This window comes from Methylophaga sp. F7 (assembly GCF_056863975.1).
Window position 1 is genome coordinate 1,429,832 of sequence record NZ_CM166511.1, and the last position, 21,846, is coordinate 1,451,677.

Consider the following 21,846-nt stretch of genomic DNA (forward strand, 5'->3'; position numbering starts at 1 on the left):
TCGTACCAATGTAACATTGTTAGGAGTTGATCATGTTCCTTCAGCCCCCGACTCTGATAGCAATTGGGCACAGCCTTGGTCTTATTCCGATGAGCAAGACTGGTTCGGTACTATGCGTGGTGAATATGATCTCACTGAAACAACAACAGCATGGGCTGCTTATGGATTACGTCGTACAGATGAAGACAATTCTCTGGGAAATATTCGAGTATCTGATGCGAATACTGGTCAAGGAAATGCATTTCGCTTTGATAATGTCCGAAAAGATGAAGTTGATACGGGGGAGTTAGGTCTTAGAGGATTATTTAACACCGGTAATGTTGGGCATGAATGGGTGATTTCTGCTTCATTTTTTGAATTGGACTCAAAAAATGCTTATGGGACGGGGGCAACTTTCGGCACCAATTTATATACCCCGTTTGATGTTGAGCAACCACCAATTGGGTTTGAAAGTAATGCAGATTTAGAGCCAAGACTAACTAACTCTGTTCAACTCCAAAGCTACGCAATTGGCGATACTTTGTCGTTTATTGACGAGAAATTACTATTAACATTGGGGATTCGTAGACAGACAATCGAAGTAAAAAATTACGATTTCATTACGGGTAGTAAAACCACTGATTATAAAGAAACAGAGAATACTCCTGTAGTAGGCGTGGTTTATAAGCTAACCCCCCAATTGTCTGTGTATGGAAATTACATCGAAAGTCTACGCCAGGGTGAAACAGCACCACTCAAATTTGCTGGAACAGACCTGGTTAATGGTGGAGAGGCGCAGTCTCCGTACATTGCAGAGCAAAAAGAAATCGGTTTGAAATATGACACCGATTATTTAGGTTGGGGACTCGCTTATTTCACCACTGATATGCCTCGTTCTTTTACTGATACTTCCGATCCTGCGAATCCGGTATTTGAAACTTCTGGCGAGAATAACCATCAGGGTATCGAACTAACTACGTTTGGTTTATTAACTGATGATATTAAGTTACTTGGCGGTGTAACCTGGTTGGATGCCAAACAGGATAAAACGGGTACTGACGACTTAAATGGGAACCGCGTTGTGGGTATTCCAGAATATCAGGCAAATATAGGAGTTGAATGGGCAGTACCCCAGGTCAGTGGTTTGGCTCTCGATAGCCGAGTTATCTACACGGGATCTAATTATGCGGATTCTGCTAATGAGCTGAAATTGCCAAGTTGGACCCGAATGGATATAGGTGCAAGATATTTAATCCAGGTGAACGGTAAAGATCTCACATTACGTGCCAGAGTAAATAATGTTTTTGATAGAGACTACTGGGCTTCGGCTGGTGGATATGTAGGAGCTAATGGAACAGTCGGTACAGGTTATCTTGTATTAGGCGCTCCTCGCACTGTTACGTTAAGCGCGACGATGGATTTCTAATCCAATCACTGGCTATTTAAAAACGGCTTGCAGTTACTCACTGCAAGCCGTTTTTTATGTTTACAGTTTAGACATTCACCCGTTGATATTCACGGTAACGTGGCAGCCAGAAATTATCTTCAATCGCCTGTAATAAAGCGCTGTCAGTCATTTCTGGGGCAAGTTGTTTTTGTTGGGCGAGTTTGGCCACTTCAAAGGCAATCTTTTTACTGAGTGTTGCCGAATCGGTAAGTGGTGGGAGAAGTTCCTGGTTACCTAGGGTAGTCATTGGTGAAGCTCCGGCCAGCACCTCGCTTGCGGTCATCAACATATCATCGGTAATTCTTTCTATTCCGGCAGCCACAACAGCAAGCCCGAGACCCGGGAAAATGTAACTGTTATTGCATTGGGCAATAGGATAAAAACTTCCTTCATACACAACGGGCGTGAAGGGGCTACCAGTAGCAATAAGTGCATTACCTTCTGTCCATTCAATAATCTGTTGAGGGTGAGCTTCTATCTGTTTGGATGGATTGCTTAACGGGAAGATGATCGGTTTTGGACAATGTGAATACATGGATTTGATTATTGCTTCAGTAAATATTCCCGCCTGACCTGAAACACCAATCAACACCGTCGGTTTTGCGTTATCAATGACCTCAGCTAAATTGGCATTGATACCCGAAATATTCCAGGTAGCACACACCAGATCCAGCTGAGCCAGTTTTTGTTGAAAAGCCGGTAATCCAGGCAATGATTGGGTGAGAAGTCCCGGTCGATCAATCATAAAAATGCGTTTGCGGGCATCCTTTTCGCTGGTGCCTTCAGTCATCATTTGCGACACAATTTGTTCCGCTATACCACAACCTGCAGATCCCGCTCCGACAAAGACAATGGTTTGCTCGGAAAGCGTTTGTTGTTTGGCACGACAAGCGGCCAATAATGAACCCACGGTCACGGCAGCCGTGCCTTGAATATCATCGTTAAAACAGCAAAGTTCATCACGATAGCGAGTTAACAACGGCAAAGCTTTGCGTTGTTCAAAATCTTCAAACTGTAACAGCGCATTGGGCCAGCGCTTTTTGATAGCGCTAATAAATAAATCAATAAATTCATCATATTGCTGAGCATCAATACGTGGGTGTTGCCAGCCAATATATTGAGGGTTATCCAATAAATCAGCATTATCTGTTCCGACATCCAGCATGATGGGCAGAGTATAGGCCGGGCTGATGCCTCCACAGACGGTATATAAAGAAAGCTTGCCAATGGGAATTCCCATACCACCAACGCCCTGATCGCCTAAACCGAGAATACGACTGCCATCGGTTACCACTATGACTTTTACATTGCGTTTGGTTGCATTCAGCAGAATCTCATCAATATGATGGCGATCGGGATAAGAGATAAACAATCCTCTGGCCCGACGATAGATTTGTGAAAACCGCTCACAGGCATCGCCTACGGTGGGGGTATAGATTATCGGCATCATTTCCTGCAGATGATGTTCCAGCAGGTAATAGAACAAGGTTTCGTTATTGTCCTGAATGGTACGCAGATAGATGTGTTTGTTTATTGGTTCTATAAAACTGGAATATTGCTGATAGGCACGCTCAGCCTGCTGTTCAATCGTTTCAAATCGCTGAGGTATCAAACCTTTGAGATTGAATTGTTGCCGTTCCAATTCGCTGAACGCAGTGCCTTTATTAAGCAGTGACGTCGCCAGTAGGGTTGGGCCAGCGTAAGTGATATAAATAGGTTTGGGCGGCATCACTGTAATATTCCGTTTTAGTGTGTAACCAGCAGTATAAACATCTGTTGCAGTCAAAATTCAAATCATCCTGCAAAGAAAAACACATTTATTGAACGGAACTACGAATAAAATAGTGAATAAATAGACCTTTTTGAACGATTGGAAAGCAGATGGGTTGACGAGCAATGCATTAAGGTCGCATATTGTCCCGAAATCAGTGAATCAATGACCGTTTTGTGAGGATCGTTATGCGTTTATCAACCTTGTTAGTATCAGTGGCGACACTACTGCTTTCTGCCAATATTTTTGCTGGCAGTGCATCATCCCATGAAGAAACCATGGCGTGCGGCTCAAACAGCATCAAAATCGGTATGAGCACTGATGATATTAAAGCAATTTGTGGTCAATTCTGGGAACCGGCCTTTATCAGCAAACATACCCGCCCGGTGCTAAGAAAAGTAGCCGATTCTGACGTAGAAAATGATTATTTTGAAAAATGGCTATATCGCATGGTGGAAGATCAGGAAACCCATGTAGTGATTAAAAATGGACAGATCGTAAAAATCTTTAATACTCCCCAGCCCTAAGGGTTGAGGCTGAAAATGCACCACTCTGCGAGACCTACATGGATGTAGGTCAGGGGCGTGAGCAGGATGCGGAAGCTTTGCTCATCATTTATTTAGAACGACTAAACTGCATTCCTCGCACCTTGATTGGTGAATTTTCAGTCACAACAGAGGCGGCTCTGAAAGATCAACAGAGACCTTAATATTAATTAATAAAAAGACGGCCTTTACTGGCCGTTTTTTTGACAATAATTCCTATAATCAAAACCACTCATTAAAAGTAACTTTCTGAATAATTCATGGCTGAAGGATTTTACTGTTTGTTCGAGAGTCAGAAGATTGGTGTGATTAATCAAAACAAGAGCTGCTGATGAAAATTCAAACTATTCTGGCTTTATCTGTGTTGGCGTTTTGTAATTCGGCGCTTCATGCAAATGAGATGGAAAACAATAAACAATGTGATCTTATCGCCAATCTGACAGGTGATTACTATCATCATAAGCAAGCCGGAAAATCCAAGCAGGATGTTCAGCAGACAATGCGTCCTGAGTTTGCCAATGAAGAGTTCTTGCGTGTTGTTGATTTGGCGATAAATCTTGCTTACACCTTCCCAGATGATTTATCAGAAGATAAAGTGGAACAACAAGTCTTTCAAGGGTGTGAACAACATCAACCCTGAGTGAAAATTTTCGTTACAAAATTCATTTGATCTGCATCAAAAGCTGTTAAGTTAAAGCATATTCATCGTTTTAATTATGCTTCGCTGTTGTAAACTTGAGTCAAACTGATAAGGCTTTGTGAGATCCATAATCTCCACTGCTTTCTTCAAATAGTCTGCAATAGCAATGTCGTTTTAAAAAACATTCCTAAGGTTCGGAAATTTTACGACGTTTTGGCAAATTTCTTTGTATAAGGGAAAACGGATGCCACTTAACCGAAATACTCATTTGCTTCGTGCGTTAATTGTTGTAGCAATAATTGTCTTATCCATTTTCCTTGTATGGCGTTTTTATCTGGCACCGGATCCTAATGCCGGTCTGGTTTATGGCAACGGCCGAATTGAGGCGACTGAAATCGATGTGGCCGCTAAAACCGCGGGGCGAATTGAGGATATATTGGTCCGAGAAGGTGATTTTGTCACGACTGGTCAGGTAGTGGCCCGAATGGATACTGAAAACCTGATGGCACAGTTACGTGAAGCCCAGGCATTATTTCATCAGGCCGAGAGCTCTGTTGCTATCGCTAAAAGTCAATTGGTACAGCGTGAAGCAGAAAAACAAGCGGCATTGGCCCTGGTTGCCCAGCGTCAGGCTGAACTAAATGTGGCGCGTAAGCGTTACGAGCGATCTTCATCCTTGGCAGGACGTGGAGCAACCTCTCAGCAGGAAGCCGATGATGATTTTGCTCGCCAGCAAAGTGCCATCGCCGCTGTCAGTGCATCAAAGGCTCAGGTAGCCGCAGCAGATGCAGCTATTGTCACTGCCAGAGCACAATTGGCAGGAGCGGAATCTGCTTTATTAGGTGCACAAGCCAGCATTGACCGTATTCAGGCTGATATATCTGATAGTGAGCTTAAAGCTGTCCGTGATGGTCGAGTTCAGTATCGTATTGCCCAACCTGGAGAAGTTATTGGTGCTGGTGGACGGGTGTTGAATTTGGTCGATCTGCGGGATGTGTATATGACCTTCTTTTTACCGACCCTCAGTGCAGGACGTTTAGCCTTAGGAACCGATGTCAGAATTATTCTGGATGCCGCCCCTGAATATGTCTTCCCCGCCAAAGTGTCTTTTGTGGCCGATGTCGCACAGTTCACTCCCAAAACCGTTGAAACCGCTACTGAACGGGAAAAATTGATGTTTAGAGTGCGTGCCCAGATCCCGCAGGATCTGTTGGATACCTACATATTGCGTGTAAAAACCGGACTACCCGGTGTCGCATATGTTCTTGAAGATTCCCAGGGAGAATGGCCAGAACATCTGGCAGTGAGGATTCCTTGATGACAGCGTCGGCATTGTCTGCGTTGGATGACAATCGCCTGGTGGCTGTGCTGAAAAATATCAGTCTTTGCTATGGTAAAACACAAGCGTTAGATGATCTGAGTCTCAACATTCCAGCTGGGATCATGGTGGGCATTATCGGGCCAGATGGTGTTGGCAAATCCAGCTTGTTTTCATTGATTTCCGGCGCACACGCTATTCAGCAAGGTACGATTGAAGTACTGGGCGGCGATATGCGAAAAACTCAGCACCGGCAGAAAGTTTGTCCCCGAATTGCCTATATGCCTCAAGGGCTTGGTAAAAATCTTTATCACACACTCTCCGTATTTGAAAATGTCGATTTTTTTGGTCGTTTATTCGGCCATAATCGGTTTGAGCGCGAACAACGCATCAGTGATTTGCTGGAAGCTACAGGACTTACAGCGTTTGCTGACCGTCCAGCAGGTAAATTATCTGGCGGTATGAAGCAAAAACTGGGGTTATGTTGCGCACTGATTCATGATCCAGAGCTCCTTATTCTGGATGAGCCGACCACCGGTGTGGATCCGTTATCACGACGCCAGTTCTGGTCATTGATTAAGCGTATTCGAAGTGATAATCCAGCGATGAGTGTGTTGGTGGCAACTGCCTATATGGAGGAGGCCGCAGACTTTGACTGGTTAGTGGCAATGAATCAGGGGAGGGTTCTCACCACAGGCACGCCCCAACAAATACTAGAGCAAACTGGTACCAGCTCACTGGAATCAGCTTTTATAGCGTTGTTACCGGAAGCGCTACGCAATCGTCATCAACCTGTGGTTATCCCCCAACGCAGAGAATCATCTCATGATGAATTTGCCATTGAGGCAGATAATCTCACCAGAAGATTTGGTCATTTTACCGCGGTAGATCAGGTGAGTTTCCGTATTCCACGTGGCGAGATTTTTGGTTTTCTCGGCTCCAATGGCTGTGGCAAAACCACAACGATGAAAATGCTGACGGGTCTCTTGGCGGCTTCAGAAGGACAAGCCAGATTATTTGGCAAAACCATTGATCCACATGATCTGAGTATCCGCCAACGGGTGGGGTATATGACGCAGTCATTCTCGTTATACGGTGAACTGACGGTAAAGCAGAATCTGGATTTGCATGCACGATTATTCAAACTGCCTTCGCATAGTATTGCTGCCAGAATAGATGAGATGGCAAAACGCTTTGAACTTGAAGCGGTACTGGATAGTTTGCCGGATGCTTTGCCCCTTGGGCAAAGACAGCGATTGTCACTCGCAGTAGCCATGATCCATGGACCGGAAATGTTGATTCTGGATGAACCGACTTCGGGAGTTGATCCGATTGCACGTGATGTGTTCTGGCAGATCATGGTGGACCTGGCTCGGCAGGATGGGGTAACCATTTTTATTTCAACGCATTTTATGAACGAAGCGGAGCGTTGCGACCGGATTTCATTGATGCATGCGGGAAGGGTATTAGTAACTGATACGCCGGAGAATTTAAAAAAGGCCAGAAATGCCGCCTCATTAGAAGATGCTTTTGTCGATTATTTGCAGGAGGAGGTACGGCGCCAGGAAAATCTGCAAATTACTGATGAAAGCGCTAAAAATTCGATAAAAACCAATAATAAAAATGACACCCCATCTGCTTCGCTTACAGGCTTCAGTCTGCGCCGCTTATACAGTTACAGTCGACGTGAGACACTTGAATTAGCTAGAGACCCCATCAGATTAACCATGGCCATGCTGGGCACATTATTGCTGATGTTTGTGGTGGGCTACGGCATCAGTCTGGATGTAGAAGATCTTAAATTTGCAGTGCTTGATGCCGACCAATCAGCGACCAGCCGTGATTACACGCTTAATTTATCAGGATCACGTTATTTTATTGAACAACCTGCGTTATATAGCCATGCCGAAATAGAGCAGCGAATGCAGTCCGGCGAACTCAGCCTGGCAATTGAGATCCCGTATGGATTTGGCCGGGATCTGGCTCGTGGCAGACCGGTGGAAATTGGCGCCTGGATTGATGGCTCAATGCCGACTCGAGGTGAGAATATTCGTGGTTATGTGCAGGGAATGCATAGTCATTGGCTGACTATGAAATCAAGGGAAATACTGGGATCGTCTATCACGTCACAACCTGCCACCATTGAAGCACGCTTTCGTTATAACCCCGATGTGAAAAGTCTGGTGGCAATGGTACCGGCGATGATTCCACTGTTGCTAATGCTGATTTTATCGATGTTGACGGCATTGTCTGTAGTGAGGGAAAAAGAACTGGGTTCGATCGTGAATCTTTATGTCACGCCGGTAAGTCGGTTGGAATTTCTACTCGGTAAGCAATTGCCATACATCGTGCTGGGCATGTTGAATTTCGTATTGTTGGTGTTGTTTGCGGTATTTATCTTTCAGGTGCCGCTTACCGGAAGTTTTCTCACCCTGACGTTTGCAGCATTGCTCTATGTAGTTTGTGCTACATCACTGGGCTTGTTGATTTCAGCCTTCACACGTAGTCAGATTGCGGCGTTATTTGGTACCGCGTTATTAACGTTGATTCCGGCAGTGCAATTCTCGGGCATGATTGATCCGGTGTCGTCAATGCAAGGCCTGGGCCGATGGATTGGGGAGGTTTATCCTGCCACGCATTTTTTAACTATCTCCCGTGGCGTGTTTTCCAAGGGGCTATCTTATTCGGATTTACACTCCGCATTTATTGCGTTATTTATTGCTGTCCCGGTATTAATGCTGGTCGGCGTTATGCTGTTGAAAAAGCAGGAACGATAAATGGCCATCAGCAATATTTTGCATCTGGGTATCAAAGAATTACGTAGTTTATTACGCGATCCGGTATTGATGATCTTCATTGTTTACGCGTTCAGTTTGTCGATTTATGCGGCGGCTACCGCCATGATTGATTCCTTGAATAACGCGCCGATAGCGATTGTTGACGATGATCGATCTCCTTTATCCATGCGCATTGTAGATGCCTTTTATCCACCCTATTTTTTGCCACCGGTGCTGATTGAACAGCATGAGATTGATGCCCGGATGGATATGGGAATTGATACATTTGCCTTGCATATTCCATCTAATTTTCAACGTGATTTACTGGCTGGTCATCAACCCGTTATTCAGTTGAACATTGATGCAACCCGCATGGGACAGGCATTTACCGGTAATAACTATGTACAGTCAATTGTCAGCGGTGAGATTGACGCCTTTGTGCAAAGGCATCGGCAGGAGAGCGTGACACCAGTTGATTTGGTGTTACGCGCAAAATTTAATCCCGAATTGAATAGCCAGTGGTTTGGCGCGGTAATGGAGGTTATCAATAACATCACCATGTTATCGATAATTTTAACTGGAGCAGCGCTTATCAGAGAGCGTGAGCATGGCACGCTTGAGCATTTACTGGTCATGCCTGTCACGCCCTTTGAAATCATGGCCAGTAAGGTCTGGGCCATGGCTTTAGTGGTTATCACAGCAACAGCGTTGTCTTTATGGCTGGTGGTCCAGACATGGTTAGCCGTACCCATACAGGGATCAGTCTGGTTGTTTTTACTGGGGACCTTGTTTCACTTGTTTGCGACCACTTCACTGGGTATCTTTCTGGGCACGGTTGCCCGATCAATGCCTCAATTCGGCTTATTGTTGGTAATGATTCTATTACCGTTACAAGTACTGTCAGGGGCCAGCACACCCAGAGAAAGTATGCCGGATATTATTCAATACATTATGTTACTGGCTCCTGATACCCATTTTGTGATGTTGGCACAATCGATTTTGTATCGAGGAGCCGGTTTTACCGAAGTTTGGCCACAGTTTCTGGTTTTGATTTTGCTGGGGAGTGTTCTATTTGGTTTATCGTTAAGTCGTTTTCGAAAAACCATTGCTTCAATGGCGTAATTATAGGAAATCAGGTTTTAAATACATTGGCTTTATCCCTGATAACTGAACCAATTTGTTTGATATCTGAATTACGCTCAGAGTTTTGTTTTACTGCAATTTCAATATCACTATTCGAATCTTGAATATGGTGCAAAGTCTGACTTATCTCTGCTGAAACGGCACTTTGTTCTTGCATCATTTGTGAAATGGATAGATTTAAGACGTTTATTTTATTTGAAAACTCTGCAGAATCCTTTATTAAGAAATTGGTTTGTTTGACTATCTCTATAGCTGCTTCACCATCGCTATTACTTTCTAAAAGCCTGCCCATCACCGTATCGGTTGATGCATTAATTTTTTCTGCAACGGCCATAATTTCCTGAGTGGCATTCTGGCTTTTTTCTGCCAGGTTACGTACCTCAGAGGCAACAACCGCAAAACCTCGACCATGTTCACCAGCTCGTGCTGCTTCAATTGATGCATTTAATGCTAATAAATTGGTTTGTGATGCAACTTCAGTTATCAGAGAAACAGAGTTCTGAATAGCACTTGTGTCAGCTTGTAAACGCTCGAATTCCATTTTTACTTCGCTAAGTTTATTGATGAGTGAGTTGACTTTAATAGACGCATTATCAGACATTGACTGACAATTATTGAGCTGTTCAACTGTCTGTGTAGAGAGGCTTGCCGCATTATCAGTAGTTCTGGCAACTTCACCGATGCTAGCTGACATTTCTAGACTGGCAGCTGCAATTGCTTCGACGCGTTGGCTCTGTGTCGTTAAAGAGGATAGGTTTGATGATGAACTGATAACAGATAACTCTGTCAGCTCGTCTAATTGAGTACCTGCCGTTTTAAATTCATCAATCGTCCGATTCATCAACCCGTAAAAGTCTTGTACTGATTTTACAAATGCTGAATCCGCAGGACTTTTCGCCTGAATATTTTTCATATCAAGCGTCAGATCACTTTGTTGGGCGGCGACCTGCATGGCGGCCATAATCTGATTAGCTAATTGATATTGTGAATTCATTCTTAAACAAAAAAACACCAACACAGCCGTTTCCAAAATCACAAATGTAGCGTGTACAGCAAATGTTGCCCAATCACACTGTTGGCCGTATACCACAAAGGGCATGCTTCCAATACTGAGGTCTGAGAGTTGTAATGGAACAGATACCGCATGATGAACTGCGATTACGGTGGCAGCTACCAGTAAAACCCGATAATCACGCCAGATAATAAGAAATGCCAGTGCAGCGAAGATATGAAAATGCATTTCCAGACGACCTAACTGCTGCATGATCAAAATCATCGACATTATCATCATTGCTGCTGACATAACACTTCTTGAAAGCAGTGTGCCGGGCAGCGTTTTATATACATACCATGCAGCCAAAACAATGATGAGAGCAGGAATGGCGCCATTCAGATGTGTTCCGTAGCCCATGGGTACGATAAAAAAGATAAACGGTAAATGAGCGGTTAATAACCAGAGTACAAACTTGTCATTGCTGACATTATCTTTCCATTTTCGTTGGTTCACATTTTCATCAATAGTTTGTACTGAAGCATTTTTAGTTTTCATTGGGTTATTTTCCGCGACTTTGCAGTATCAGTAAGTCATCAAGAATGTGCTGACTATTTGGTGACCGATAGGTAATTAAACCTTTAGCATTAGGATGATAAAGATAGATGTATCCAGCGTGATGGATATTAGTTTTACTCATTGAATAATTTTCTGGAAAGAAGGACATAAGTTGTTGTACCGCCTGGGTATCTGCAGGAACTCGTAAATGCATGTTTGGCGAGAACTCAGACAAGTATGATTTCAATGTCTCTGATGAGTCGTTTTCAGGATTTAAGCCAATAAAAACATAGTTCATTTCGCCCTGATACTGATTTTTAACCAAACGTAGCTGATTAATATTGGCTGGGCAGGTAGATTTACAGGTGCTGAAAAGACCAGTTATTAACATAGGTGCTGGAAGTGCATTATCGAATTCAAGGTGTTGAGGTTCAAGCTGAATACGGGTTTCCAGGCCATTAAGTGAACCTGGCAGGATAGCTGCCACCAATTGATGTGAACTCACTAGAATCAGCAAAGCAATACTCACCAACATTAACGTGATACATACATGGATAGCTTTTTTGATTGGTGGTATTGGCATTATTCACAAGTTCGTAAGCTACTCTAAACATCAAAGCGATAAGAGTAATGATTAAGAGGATTAAAGCGATGAGAATACGTTTAAATGGGTGAATGAGCTGTGAAGAAAAAGCGCTATCGGGTGTGAATTAACGAGTGATACTGAAAATTATGAACAGCTTCACGTTTTTATTTCACAATAATCAAAAAATCTCTGATCTTGCCAGGAAAACTGGTCGAGTGAATTTAATGCAGAGCGAATAATATTGAGGATGGAAGCATCAGCCATTCGCCTTGAGTTTACATAAATAACCTGCATTCCCGCTTCATGTGCTGCTTTAACTCCGGTAGGAGAGTCCTCAAATACCAGGCAATGATGTGGTTCCACTTGCAGGTTTTCGGCGCTTTTCAGATAAATTTCTGGATGGGGTTTGGTGTTTTCCACATCATCAGCAGTTTGAATCGAGTTGAAATAGGCTTCGATGTCCAGACAACTCAGCACTGTGTTACAAACCTGTTTTGGAGCGTTGGTGGCAAGTCCGATTGGAAGATTACTGAGCTGAATGTGTTTCAATAAGTTGAGTGCACCTTGCATGGCAAGGGGCTTTTTTGGATATGCTGACAGACGTGTTCAATGACTTGCTGCTGTGAGGTTTCCAGTGAAAATGGTCTGTGCGCTTTTGCTGACCAATACTCCGAAACTTCCAACATATTCATATTGCGAGTCAGTAACTGATCCGTTTCCGTGACCGAAATGCCATAACTGGAAAAAACGGTTTTTTCAGCGTGATCCCATATTTCCTCGGAATCAATCAAAACACCGTCCATATCAAAAATGATGGCTTTAATCATCTGTAATCTTGTATTTTTGATAGTACATAATTAATTGATTCATCAGGCAACAATTGTCTGTTAATGAGGTCTGATAATGCGTTCAAGGAAATCAGTGAATGTATGTTATTCAAGTAATGCCAGTAATTCAGACCAGATATTGTCGAGTAACTGTGGCTGAGCTTTTGCCGTAGGATGAATTCCATCAGCCTGCATCATGGCCTCGCCATCATATACATCAGCAAGGAAAAAGGGCACAAAAGACAGATTATATTCTTCTGCAAGACTGGAAAAAACATTGGCAAACGCTGTGGTATAACGTTGACCATAATTAGGTGGAATTTCGATGCCCACCAATAATACTTCGGCACCATGCTGCTGGGATAACTGAATCATTTTGGCTAGATTAGTTCGAATGACATTAGGTGGGAACCCGCGTAACCCGTCGTTGCCTCCCAACTCAATCACAACGATAGCGGGATCATGTTTGTCCAGCAAATCCGGTAATCTGCGTAAACCACCGTCGGTTGTTTCACCACTAATACTGGCATTGGCGACATTCCAGTTTCCGGGAGTTTCCTGTTCAAGACGATCTTTGAGTAACTCAACCCAGGCGGCATCACTGTCGATGCCATAGGCTGCACTAAGGCTATCGCCAACGATTAACAGATTTTTTTGCTGTGGTTCAGCCGCCTGTGACTGGAAACTGACCAGGACCAAAAACAGCCAGATAAACAATGTTTGTGTAGGTAATAAGGTTTTCATAACCGCCAATTAATTATGTGAGGAAAGTATGTCCACAGATAGACAACCGGATCCGTCAAACGACTTCATGATACAGGTACAAAATCTGTCACATTCGGTTGATTTGGGCACCGATAAACTGTCAATTTTACAACAAGTCAATATGGACATTCGTAAAGGCGAGTCTGCAGCCATTGTCGGGCGTTCCGGTTCAGGTAAAACCACCTTACTGGGGTTATTGGCAGGACTGGATTTACCAACCAGTGGAAAGGTCAGTCTGGATGGTCATCTCATTAGTACTTTGTCAGAAGATGAACGTGCCAGTCTGCGTTCTCAGCGCGTCGGTTTTGTATTCCAGTCTTTTCAATTGTTACCCACATTATCAGCTATTGAAAATGTCATGTTACCCATCGAGTTAGCCGGTTTAGCTGATGCCCGGGATAAAGCTGAATACCTGCTCAAACGGGTTGGTCTAGGTGAGCGAATGCTACACACACCACGACAATTATCGGGTGGTGAACAACAACGGGTAGCCATTGCCAGAGCCTTTGCTGTGAATCCTCAAGTGTTATTTGCAGACGAACCTACCGGTAATCTGGACACCCGAACGGGGGAGGCGATTACTGAATTATTAATGAATCTGAACAGTGAACACGGCACTACGCTGGTAATGGTGACGCATGATCAACAACTGGCAGAGCGATGTCAGCGATATTTCATTATTGAGGCAGGCGTACTGCATGAGAAAACAGATGCAAATGCAGAGGTGTTATCTGCATGAACGTGACGGCTAAAGTGATTTCCTTCACCCAGGATTTACGTGAGCGAAATGTAAAAGTCATGTTAATGGCGATGATCATAGCTGTAGCAACTGTGGCAACTATTAATGCTTTTGCAGATCATCTGCAAAGAACATTAATGACATCGGCCAGTGCATTTTTGGCAGCAGATCGTCAGTTAAACAGCCGAACCAACGCCCCCATTCCAGACGCCTGGTATGCCGAGGCAGAAAAGCAAGGTCTTCAAACTGGCCGCATGATTGAGTTTGGCACCATGGTTTTCAACGAAAGCCAATTCCAGCTGGTTGCCGTCAAAGCGATTGATAATGCTTACCCCTTACGGGGAGAAATTGAATGGCAGGCCGATCTGGAGAGTCCGAGGCAAGTCTCATCCTCTGGGCCTCAACCCGGCGAAGTCTGGTTGAATCCCCGGCTTATGCGCTTATTGAAATTACGGCCTGGTGATACGCTGGAAATTGGCGCCACTTCCCTTGAAGTGACCGGCGTGATTATGCGTGAACCGGATGGTGGCTTTCGGCTTTCTTCTCTCGCACCACGAGTGATGATGCATGTGGATGATGTAGCCGCTACGGAGGTGATACAACCTGGGAGCCGTGTTCGGCACCGTGGATTATTTGCCGGTAGTGAGGCCGAACTGACTGATTTTGAAGCATGGTTGGAGCCGCGCTTAACAGAAAATTACCACTGGGTGGATGTCCGGCAAGGTGAAACCCTGGGGGAATCTTTAGAAAAAGCAGAGGGCTTTTTATTACTTGGCGGCAGTCTGGCGGTGTTGCTTGCAGTTGTGGCAATAGCTGTTTCCAGCAGACAATATGCCTTAAGCCAGCGGGATCGCGTGGCATTACTAAAAACCATGGGGCTGACTGGCAAACGTATTCGTATATTGTATTTATCACGCTTAATTGTATGGGGCCTAATGGCAACCATCATTGGCTTAATACTCGCCATACCTGCTGCCTGGTTATTGGCTTCAATGACCGCACAGTTAATGGATCAGCCGTTACAATTCGAGGTTGACTTCTGGCAACTGTGGCCAGCCATACTAACTGCTTTAGTCGCTTTATTTGCCTTTGCCTACCCTCCGATTGATCGTTTACGCAATACACCGGCAATGAGAGTTTTTCGCAGCTTGCCTACCAATGACAAGTCCGCTTTAGTCAAAGATTTATTGTTAGCTGTAGCGGTGATATTTGGGTTGTTATGGGTGTATGTCAATGATATTAAGCTGGTAACAGCATTGCTCGGGGCAGTTATTGTTTTAGTTATTTCACTGGCGGTTGTCGGTGCGGGTCTAATCTGGTTATTACGCAGATTTCCTGCCGGAAAGGGTGGTTGGCGATTGGCGGTGATTGCGTTGTATCGACATCGTAATGCGACCCTGTCACAAATGTCGGTATTTGCCATGACTATTATGTTGGCCGCTACGTTAGTTCTGGTGCGATCTTCCTTATTAGCCGACTGGCAGGCGCAGTTGCCGGAAGATGCGCCAAATCATTTTCTGCTGAATATTGCTCCGGAAGCAGTGGATGAGGTAGAAGCATTTTTCTCACAGCATCAGATAAACCGTAGCCCTCTATATCCTATAGTTCGCGGCAGACTGACTGAGATTAATGCGCAACCTGCACAAGACGTTGCGTTCAATAAAGATGATGATGAATTGCGCCGCGAATTAAACCTGACAACGTCAGATTCTTATCCAGATGATAATCAAATCGTTTCCGGGCGCTGGTTTAAGCCAGGTGAAACAACAGGGTTGTCGATTGAACAATCACTGGCTGAGTCACTTGGGGTAGAGGTTGGTGATGAACTGGGCTTTACGGTGGGGGCCGAAAAAGTCAGCACAACCATCACCAGTATTCGCAGTGTGCAATGGGACAGCATGCGGCCCAACTTTTTTATTATTTTTCCGCCCAATGGCACGATAGATGGATTACCCAGTACCTCGCTGACGAGCTTCTACCTTGCTGAACAGGATAAACCGTTATTGAACGATTTTGTGCGGCAGTTTCCCACCATTTCAGTGTTGGAAATTGATCATATTATCGAACGAATTCAGCAAATCATTGCTCAGGTAACACAGGCGGTGGAAGCGATATTATTGATGATTTTGCTGGCCGCAATTGCCGTGATGGTCGCAGTTGTCAGTGCAACGATGTCGGAGCGGCAGCGTGAGGGCGCCTTATTACGTACCCTGGGTGGCCAACAGAAATTACTGGTCAAATCTACAACTATTGAGTTTGCATTGATTGGTTTTCTGGCTGGCATTCTGGGTGTACTGGCAGCTGAAGTTGCCGTGTGGGCACTACAAAATCGTATGTTTGATGGCGAATTTCGTTGGCATTGGCCAGTTGTGATGAGCCTGCCTTTTATCAGTGCAGTGATTCTTGCCATCCTTGGACGTTGGCAATTAACGCCTGTATTAACCGTTTCGCCCATGTTGTTATTAAGAAGGCTGGAATAACCAGACGGTAAACCAGCAGTGGTCGGGATGAAAGATCAACAAGCCCTAGCTTGCGTGACTAAAATAAACGTTTCATTATGTGCAGATTTGCATCCTGAGGATGCCTGTTTTGCTTAGGAATAACTGTGCATCGAATATATCGTTTCTTTTTAAAGGTATTGCTGCTAACGATATTGGCGTTTGTCCTGTTGAGTCTATTGCTGGTATTACCTTTTCGCTGGGTAAATCCACCAATAACCATGGTGATGGCAGACCGCTGGATAACGTCAACTGAAGACTTTCAACTTCGCAAAACCTGGCTCAGCTGGGACGAGATGCCAAAACATGCGGCTTTAGCTGTTGTGACCTCTGAGGATCAGAAATTTCCGTTACACAGTGGATTTGACCTTAAGGCGATTCAGCAGGCGTTAAAAGAACGAGAGCGTCGGGGAGGCTTGCGTGGTGCAAGCACGATCAGTCAGCAAGTGGCAAAAAACATGTATTTATGGACCGGCCGCAGCTGGTTCAGAAAAGGTCTCGAAGTCTGGTTTACCTTGCTGATTGAGCTCAGCTGGAGCAAACAGCGCATTCTTGAGATTTATCTGAATATTGCTGAGTGGGGGCCGGGAGTGTTTGGCCTGGAAGCGGCCAGCCAATATCACTTTGGTCGCTCTGCGGCTAATCTGACACCGATGCAAGCAGCATTACTGGCTTCCTCATTACCCAGTCCATTGAATTACAACCCGGCCCGACCGGCGCAGCATTTACATAAACGTGCCGAATGGAATTTGCAGCAGCAACGCAGACTTGGAGGTGTTCAATGGTTGGCACCGTTAAACGAAGAATAATATTGATAGATAAATGTGAGCGATCTCACATCCTGACCTCAGAGCATTGATTCTTCACATAAATTAAACATTCCGTCCTTAGAATCGACTTCAGTTGATTGACTTGTAAAAGGCAATCAGCAGATTTTTTTAAAATAAAATGGAGTGAGACGATGAGAATGAATTCGATGACACATGACCTTGAAAGCTGGGCAAAACATTATGCAGATCATAATGTGTTTGAGCACAACGGTGAAATAATCGATAGTGAAAGAGCCTTTAGTTCTGCCGGTTTACATGCCGAGGCTAAACCAAGTTACCAAGACTGGCTGGCATCAATATCTTAAGGTCAAAATGTATCAGTATGACGATTCAATCATCCTGATGTATTTGTCCTAATGTAATGGACTTTACTCATAATTTCAGCCCCTGAATGAAGCTTTGAAAAACAGCTTAAGTAAGCGTAGTGTTAAGTTCAGAAATTAACTTAAATTTGAGGTCCATTGCTATGGATATGACACAACACACTATGGAAAACCTTTTTATGCAGCTGGGGTTGGAAAGCAATGAAGCAGCCATCGAGCAATTTATGGCTAGCCATACGCTGCAGGAAGATGAAAAACTGGAAAACGCCAGTTTCTGGTCACCCTCTCAATCAGCTTTTATTAAAGAATGTTTAGCTTCTGATTCTGACTGGGCTGAGGTCGTTGATCAACTTAACGTTCAGTTACGGCAGTAAGCGTTAAATCTGATTGCTTTAGATGTCTGCTGTAGAACTTTGGGGCCAGCAAACCCAGATGGCCATGAAACATTTCGCCATTGGTGGTGAAACCTTTCCTCGTGAGTTTATTCGTGCCTTGGGGTTGGTGAAACACTGTGCCGCTCTGGCGAATATTGATTGTCTGCAATTGGAAAAAAATATCGGTTTGGCAATAGCTGAGTCTAGCCTTGAAGTGATAAATGGCGAACATGATCAGCAATTTCCATTAACCATCTGGCAATCAGGTTCGGGTACACAAACCCACATGAATGCAAATGAGGTGCTTGCCAATCTGGCGACACAGCAATTGAATTCGACGATTCAGGTGCATCCCAATGATCACTGCAACATGGGGCAATCCACCAACGATAGTTTTTCGACAGCAATGCATATTGCTACGGTAGAACAAATTCAACTTCAGCTGTTACCAGCCTTAACAAAGATGCAGCAGGTAATGGCGGAACATTCGAAACAATGGCAATCCATAATAAAAATTGGCAGAACGCATCTGCAGGATGCAACACCGTTAACGTTAGGGCAGCAGTTTTCGGCCTATGCGGCCCAACTACAAACTAATATTGATCGGTTAAAGCAGGCAACTGCTGAACTGTATGCTATTCCTCAAGGAGGCACAGCCGTGGGGTCAGGACTAAATAGTTCTGCCGAATTTGCTGAAAACTTTGCCAGACAGTTAAGCGAATTTACCCGCTTACCTTTTACTGCCAGTGATAACAAACTCTCTTTGCAAGCCGCTCACGATGGTCTGGTCAATGTATCGGGTGTTTTAAACACTCTGGCGGTTAGTCTGAACAAAATTGCGGCTGACATTCGATTACTGGGGTCAGGACCTCGTTGCGGTATAGGCGAACTGCATTTACCTGAAAATGAACCCGGTTCCTCAATCATGCCGGGAAAAGTGAATCCAACCCAATGTGAAAGCATGCTGATGGTATGTGCACAGGTGATGGGAAATCACGTAACGATTACGCTAGCGGGTGCTCAGGGGCAATTAGAACTGAATACCTATAAACCGTTAATGATCTTTTCACTATTACAATCCATCAGATTATTAAAAGATGTCATCAATAGTTTTACAGAATATTGCCTGCGCGGGCTTGAGCCGGATAGGCCACAAATCGAAGCATTTTTAAATAACTCACTGATGCTGGTGACCGTCCTCTCACCGATCATTGGATATGACAACGCCAGTTTGATTGCACAAAAGGCACATTCTCATGGAACCACATTACGAGAAGAGGCTGTTCGCTCTGGTTTGATCACTGCAGAAGCATTCGATGAACTTATCCAGCCGGAAAAAATGTTAGGACCACGATGATGCTGTAAATGTGATTAGTTTGATATCAGATACCAAATACCATAACTGCACATGCCTGCAAATAGTATCCAACAGCCAATGATTACAGCCGCTGCATAACGATTTCTGGGTAATTGAATGGGATGTAACTCAGCTTTAGCCAGACAGTCAGACCAAACTGCCTCCGGTATCAGTTTAATGGCTAAGTAAATTCCTAAAGGCAAAATAATCAAATCGTCCAGATAACCAATCACCGGAATAAAATCTGGAATAAGATCAATCGGGCTTAACGCATACGCCACTACCGCAACACCCAACCACTTAGCCACCTTTGGAACCGCCGGATCCTTGATTGCCAGATATAAAGCAGAAATTTGAACTTTCATGCCTCTGGCAAACATTTTTAGTTTAGTTATAAGGGCTTGTTTATCTTTCATCTCCGCCTCTGTTGTGAGCTGAAAAAGCGTCAATCAAGGCACTAGGAGCGCCTTTTGTGAGATACATCCATGTATCTCACCCCATTGGGGCTTACGCTCAAAAACGCTCCCGGCGTTTTTGTAGTTGTTCTAAATAAGCGACGAGCAAAGCTTCCGCATCCTGCTCACGCCCCTGACCTACATCCATGTAGGCCACGCAGACCGGCGCGCGCCTCCCTGGCGCGCCGGCATACAGTCCATCCGTGGACATAAGTGGCGCTTTTTCAGTCATAACCCGAAGGGCTGGGACTATTTTTGCACCCGCCTGCGTAGCTGTTCAAATGAGTTCCAGACTCATTTATCAATCACTTATGTAGGAAGGCTACACCGCGTGCTTTCCGCCTTGTCGGACACAAAAATAGCCGCCAGCAGTGGAGGATATGAAAGATAAACAAGCCCTAGCATCATTGATTTTTTTTGTGTGCTTGCCCATTAAAAAATTCACAAGATCCAGTCGATTGTTGACATAAAATTCACAATCTATCCGCTTTAATTCCGCATAAAAAATAATGATTATCTCGTGTTGATAATCATAATAAAAATTATTCGGCAGCAGTGGGCAATATTAAGATGTTTAATAAAAAACTTAAAAGTGATTTAGCTGAGGTAACTACTAAATATAATGAAATTTACAGCCTTATCAATTCAATACAGGAATCTGTAGCGACTATTCAATTTAATAGTAAAGGTATTATCGAGGATGTAAATGACAACTTTTTATCCGTTGTGGGTTATGAAAAGTCAGAACTGGTCGGCAAACACCATAAGGTTTTATGCCATGACGATTATATTCGTTCTGCGGAGTATAAAATATTCTGGGATGAACTCTCACGGGGCAAACAACAATCCGGCAGGTTTAAAAGACTTACCAAGCCAGACCAAACAATATGGTTAGAAGCATCATATTTTCCAATAACTGACAAGGACAATAACGTTACCGCTATCTTTAAAATTGCTTCAGATGTGACGCGTTCACATAACAAAATGCGTGATCTTGAAGCGGCCTCCAATGCATTAAACCGTTCAATGGCGATTATTGAGTTTACTCCAGATGGACAAATTTTAACGGCTAATGATAATTTCCTTTCGGTAGTTGGTTATTCTTTAAATGATGTGGTTGGTAAGCATCATCGCATGTTCTGTTTCGATCAATTCTACGAAGAAAACCCCAATTTCTGGTCAGAAATCAGTTCGGGAAAATTTTTCTCTGATCAATACCAAAGGAAAACATCTTCTGGTCAAGCCGTCTGGTTAGAAGCTTCTTATAATCCAGTGTTTGATGATGAAGGCAAGGTGGTTAAGGTCATTAAGTTTGCCAGTGATATTACCCAGAGAATCGAGCATAACGACCGAGTAATGCGTGCTGCGGAGATGTCATTTTCAACAGCAGAGGAAACCTCGCAAATAGCTAAAAATGGTGTTGAATTACTCAATACCTCGGTACAAATGTCCAACACAATTCTGCAGGATGTATCGGATACGTCAGCCAATATCGAACAGTTGAATAATGAATCTAAAAATATTGAAAATATCGTTTCAACGATTAATGACATTGCAGAACAGACAAATCTGTTGGCATTAAACGCAGCCATCGAAGCCGCACGTGCCGGCGATCAGGGGCGTGGGTTTGCCGTGGTGGCTGATGAGGTCAGAAAGCTGGCGTCGAGAACAAGCGAGTCCACGGAGGAAATAAAAGAAGTTGTTAAGCAAAACCGTAAGCTTACACATGATGTCACGCAAAAGATGGATAGCGTGAAACAACGGGCCCTCGACAGTAATGAACAACTTTCTGCTGTTTCATCAGTGATGACAGAAATATTGCATGGTCCTGAGGATGTTTCACGAACGGTTTCTTCGCTTTTATAGGCAAGGGATTTCAAGATCTTGATTGTTAGGGTATAACAAATTATCAGGACTACTTTA

At 44.0% G+C, this 21,846-nt stretch carries 20 protein-coding genes; 13 read left to right on the forward strand and 7 right to left on the reverse strand.

From position 1 onward, the window contains the following. Positions 1-16: 16 nt before the first annotated feature. Positions 17-1,405 (forward strand): TonB-dependent receptor, encoded by a 1,389-nt coding sequence (locus AC08OG_RS07470; RefSeq protein WP_482930480.1) that lies wholly within the window; start codon positions 17-19, stop codon positions 1,403-1,405. A 67-nt stretch (positions 1,406-1,472) separates the two neighbouring features. On the opposite strand, the gene AC08OG_RS07475 is transcribed toward AC08OG_RS07470, so the two are convergent. After that, complete coding sequence (locus AC08OG_RS07475; RefSeq protein WP_482930531.1) at positions 1,473-3,155, reverse strand: NAD-dependent malic enzyme; 1,683 nt, start codon at positions 3,153-3,155, stop codon at positions 1,473-1,475. 230 nt (positions 3,156-3,385) lie between these two features. Here AC08OG_RS07475 and AC08OG_RS07480 point away from each other — a divergent pair, with 230 nt between their 5' ends. The 5 genes from AC08OG_RS07480 (at position 3,386) to AC08OG_RS07500 (ending at position 9,599) form a co-directional block, all read left to right on the forward strand. Continuing rightward, positions 3,386-3,724, forward strand: coding sequence for a DUF2845 domain-containing protein (locus tag AC08OG_RS07480; protein ID WP_292412570.1), 339 nt, complete (start codon positions 3,386-3,388; stop codon positions 3,722-3,724). Positions 3,725-4,073: 349 nt separating this feature from the next. Then, positions 4,074-4,382 (forward strand): hypothetical protein, encoded by a 309-nt coding sequence (locus AC08OG_RS07485; protein WP_292357073.1) that lies wholly within the window; start codon positions 4,074-4,076, stop codon positions 4,380-4,382. A gap of 244 nt (positions 4,383-4,626) precedes the next feature. Then, positions 4,627-5,700 carry an HlyD family secretion protein gene (locus tag AC08OG_RS07490; RefSeq protein ID WP_292357071.1) on the forward strand — a complete coding sequence of 358 codons (1,074 nt, stop codon included), beginning with the start codon at positions 4,627-4,629 and terminating at the stop codon, positions 5,698-5,700. After that, entirely contained in the window at positions 5,700-8,477 is a 2,778-nt protein-coding gene (gene rbbA, locus AC08OG_RS07495; protein WP_482930481.1) for a ribosome-associated ATPase/putative transporter RbbA, read from the forward strand. Before AC08OG_RS07490 ends, rbbA begins: the two co-directional genes overlap by 1 nt. Further along, positions 8,478-9,599: an ABC transporter permease gene (locus AC08OG_RS07500; RefSeq protein WP_482930482.1), complete on the forward strand. Its 1,122-nt coding sequence runs from the start codon at positions 8,478-8,480 to the stop codon at positions 9,597-9,599. It begins immediately after the preceding gene. A gap of 10 nt (positions 9,600-9,609) precedes the next feature. Here AC08OG_RS07500 and AC08OG_RS07505 read toward each other — a convergent pair whose 3' ends face one another. From AC08OG_RS07505 to AC08OG_RS07525, 5 genes are all read right to left on the reverse strand, one after another. Next, positions 9,610-11,169 (reverse strand): methyl-accepting chemotaxis protein, encoded by a 1,560-nt coding sequence (locus AC08OG_RS07505; RefSeq protein ID WP_482930483.1) that lies wholly within the window; start codon positions 11,167-11,169, stop codon positions 9,610-9,612. Positions 11,170-11,173: 4 nt separating this feature from the next. After that, a complete protein-coding gene (locus AC08OG_RS07510; RefSeq protein ID WP_482930484.1) occupies positions 11,174-11,752 on the reverse strand; it encodes an SCO family protein in 579 nt (192 codons plus the stop codon). A gap of 159 nt (positions 11,753-11,911) precedes the next feature. Continuing rightward, positions 11,912-12,304 (reverse strand): HAD family hydrolase, encoded by a 393-nt coding sequence (locus AC08OG_RS07515; protein ID WP_482930485.1) that lies wholly within the window; start codon positions 12,302-12,304, stop codon positions 11,912-11,914. Further along, entirely contained in the window at positions 12,301-12,582 is a 282-nt protein-coding gene (locus AC08OG_RS07520; protein WP_482930486.1) for an HAD family hydrolase, read from the reverse strand. The genes AC08OG_RS07515 and AC08OG_RS07520 overlap by 4 nt, the downstream gene beginning before the upstream one ends. Positions 12,583-12,687: 105 nt before the next feature. After that, complete coding sequence (locus AC08OG_RS07525; protein WP_292401459.1) at positions 12,688-13,326, reverse strand: arylesterase; 639 nt, start codon at positions 13,324-13,326, stop codon at positions 12,688-12,690. A 28-nt stretch (positions 13,327-13,354) separates the two neighbouring features. Here AC08OG_RS07525 and AC08OG_RS07530 point away from each other — a divergent pair, with 28 nt between their 5' ends. The 6 genes from AC08OG_RS07530 (at position 13,355) to AC08OG_RS07555 (ending at position 19,468) form a co-directional block, all read left to right on the forward strand. Further along, on the forward strand, positions 13,355-14,086 hold the full coding sequence (locus AC08OG_RS07530) for an ABC transporter ATP-binding protein (RefSeq protein WP_439503278.1): 732 nt from the start codon (positions 13,355-13,357) through the stop codon (positions 14,084-14,086). Further along, positions 14,083-16,566, forward strand: a complete 2,484-nt coding sequence (locus AC08OG_RS07535; protein WP_482930487.1) for an ABC transporter permease — start codon at positions 14,083-14,085, stop codon at positions 16,564-16,566. Before AC08OG_RS07530 ends, AC08OG_RS07535 begins: the two co-directional genes overlap by 4 nt. A gap of 125 nt (positions 16,567-16,691) precedes the next feature. Then, positions 16,692-17,393, forward strand: a complete 702-nt coding sequence (gene mtgA / locus AC08OG_RS07540; RefSeq protein ID WP_439503280.1) for a monofunctional biosynthetic peptidoglycan transglycosylase — start codon at positions 16,692-16,694, stop codon at positions 17,391-17,393. Positions 17,394-17,545: 152 nt separating this feature from the next. Next, a complete protein-coding gene (locus AC08OG_RS07545) occupies positions 17,546-17,719 on the forward strand; it encodes a hypothetical protein (protein ID WP_292357054.1) in 174 nt (57 codons plus the stop codon). 161 nt (positions 17,720-17,880) lie between these two features. After that, on the forward strand, positions 17,881-18,111 hold the full coding sequence (locus AC08OG_RS07550) for a DUF2789 domain-containing protein (protein WP_292357053.1): 231 nt from the start codon (positions 17,881-17,883) through the stop codon (positions 18,109-18,111). Between the two features lie 22 nt (positions 18,112-18,133). After that, positions 18,134-19,468, forward strand: a complete 1,335-nt coding sequence (locus tag AC08OG_RS07555) for a class II fumarate hydratase (protein WP_292357051.1) — start codon at positions 18,134-18,136, stop codon at positions 19,466-19,468. Positions 19,469-19,482: 14 nt separating this feature from the next. On the opposite strand, the gene AC08OG_RS07560 is transcribed toward AC08OG_RS07555, so the two are convergent. Next, positions 19,483-19,884 (reverse strand): YkvA family protein, encoded by a 402-nt coding sequence (locus AC08OG_RS07560; protein WP_292357039.1) that lies wholly within the window; start codon positions 19,882-19,884, stop codon positions 19,483-19,485. A gap of 609 nt (positions 19,885-20,493) precedes the next feature. Between AC08OG_RS07560 and AC08OG_RS07565 the strand changes: the two genes are divergently transcribed. After that, positions 20,494-21,789: a methyl-accepting chemotaxis protein gene (locus AC08OG_RS07565; protein ID WP_482930488.1), complete on the forward strand. Its 1,296-nt coding sequence runs from the start codon at positions 20,494-20,496 to the stop codon at positions 21,787-21,789. Positions 21,790-21,846: the final 57 nt, after the last annotated feature.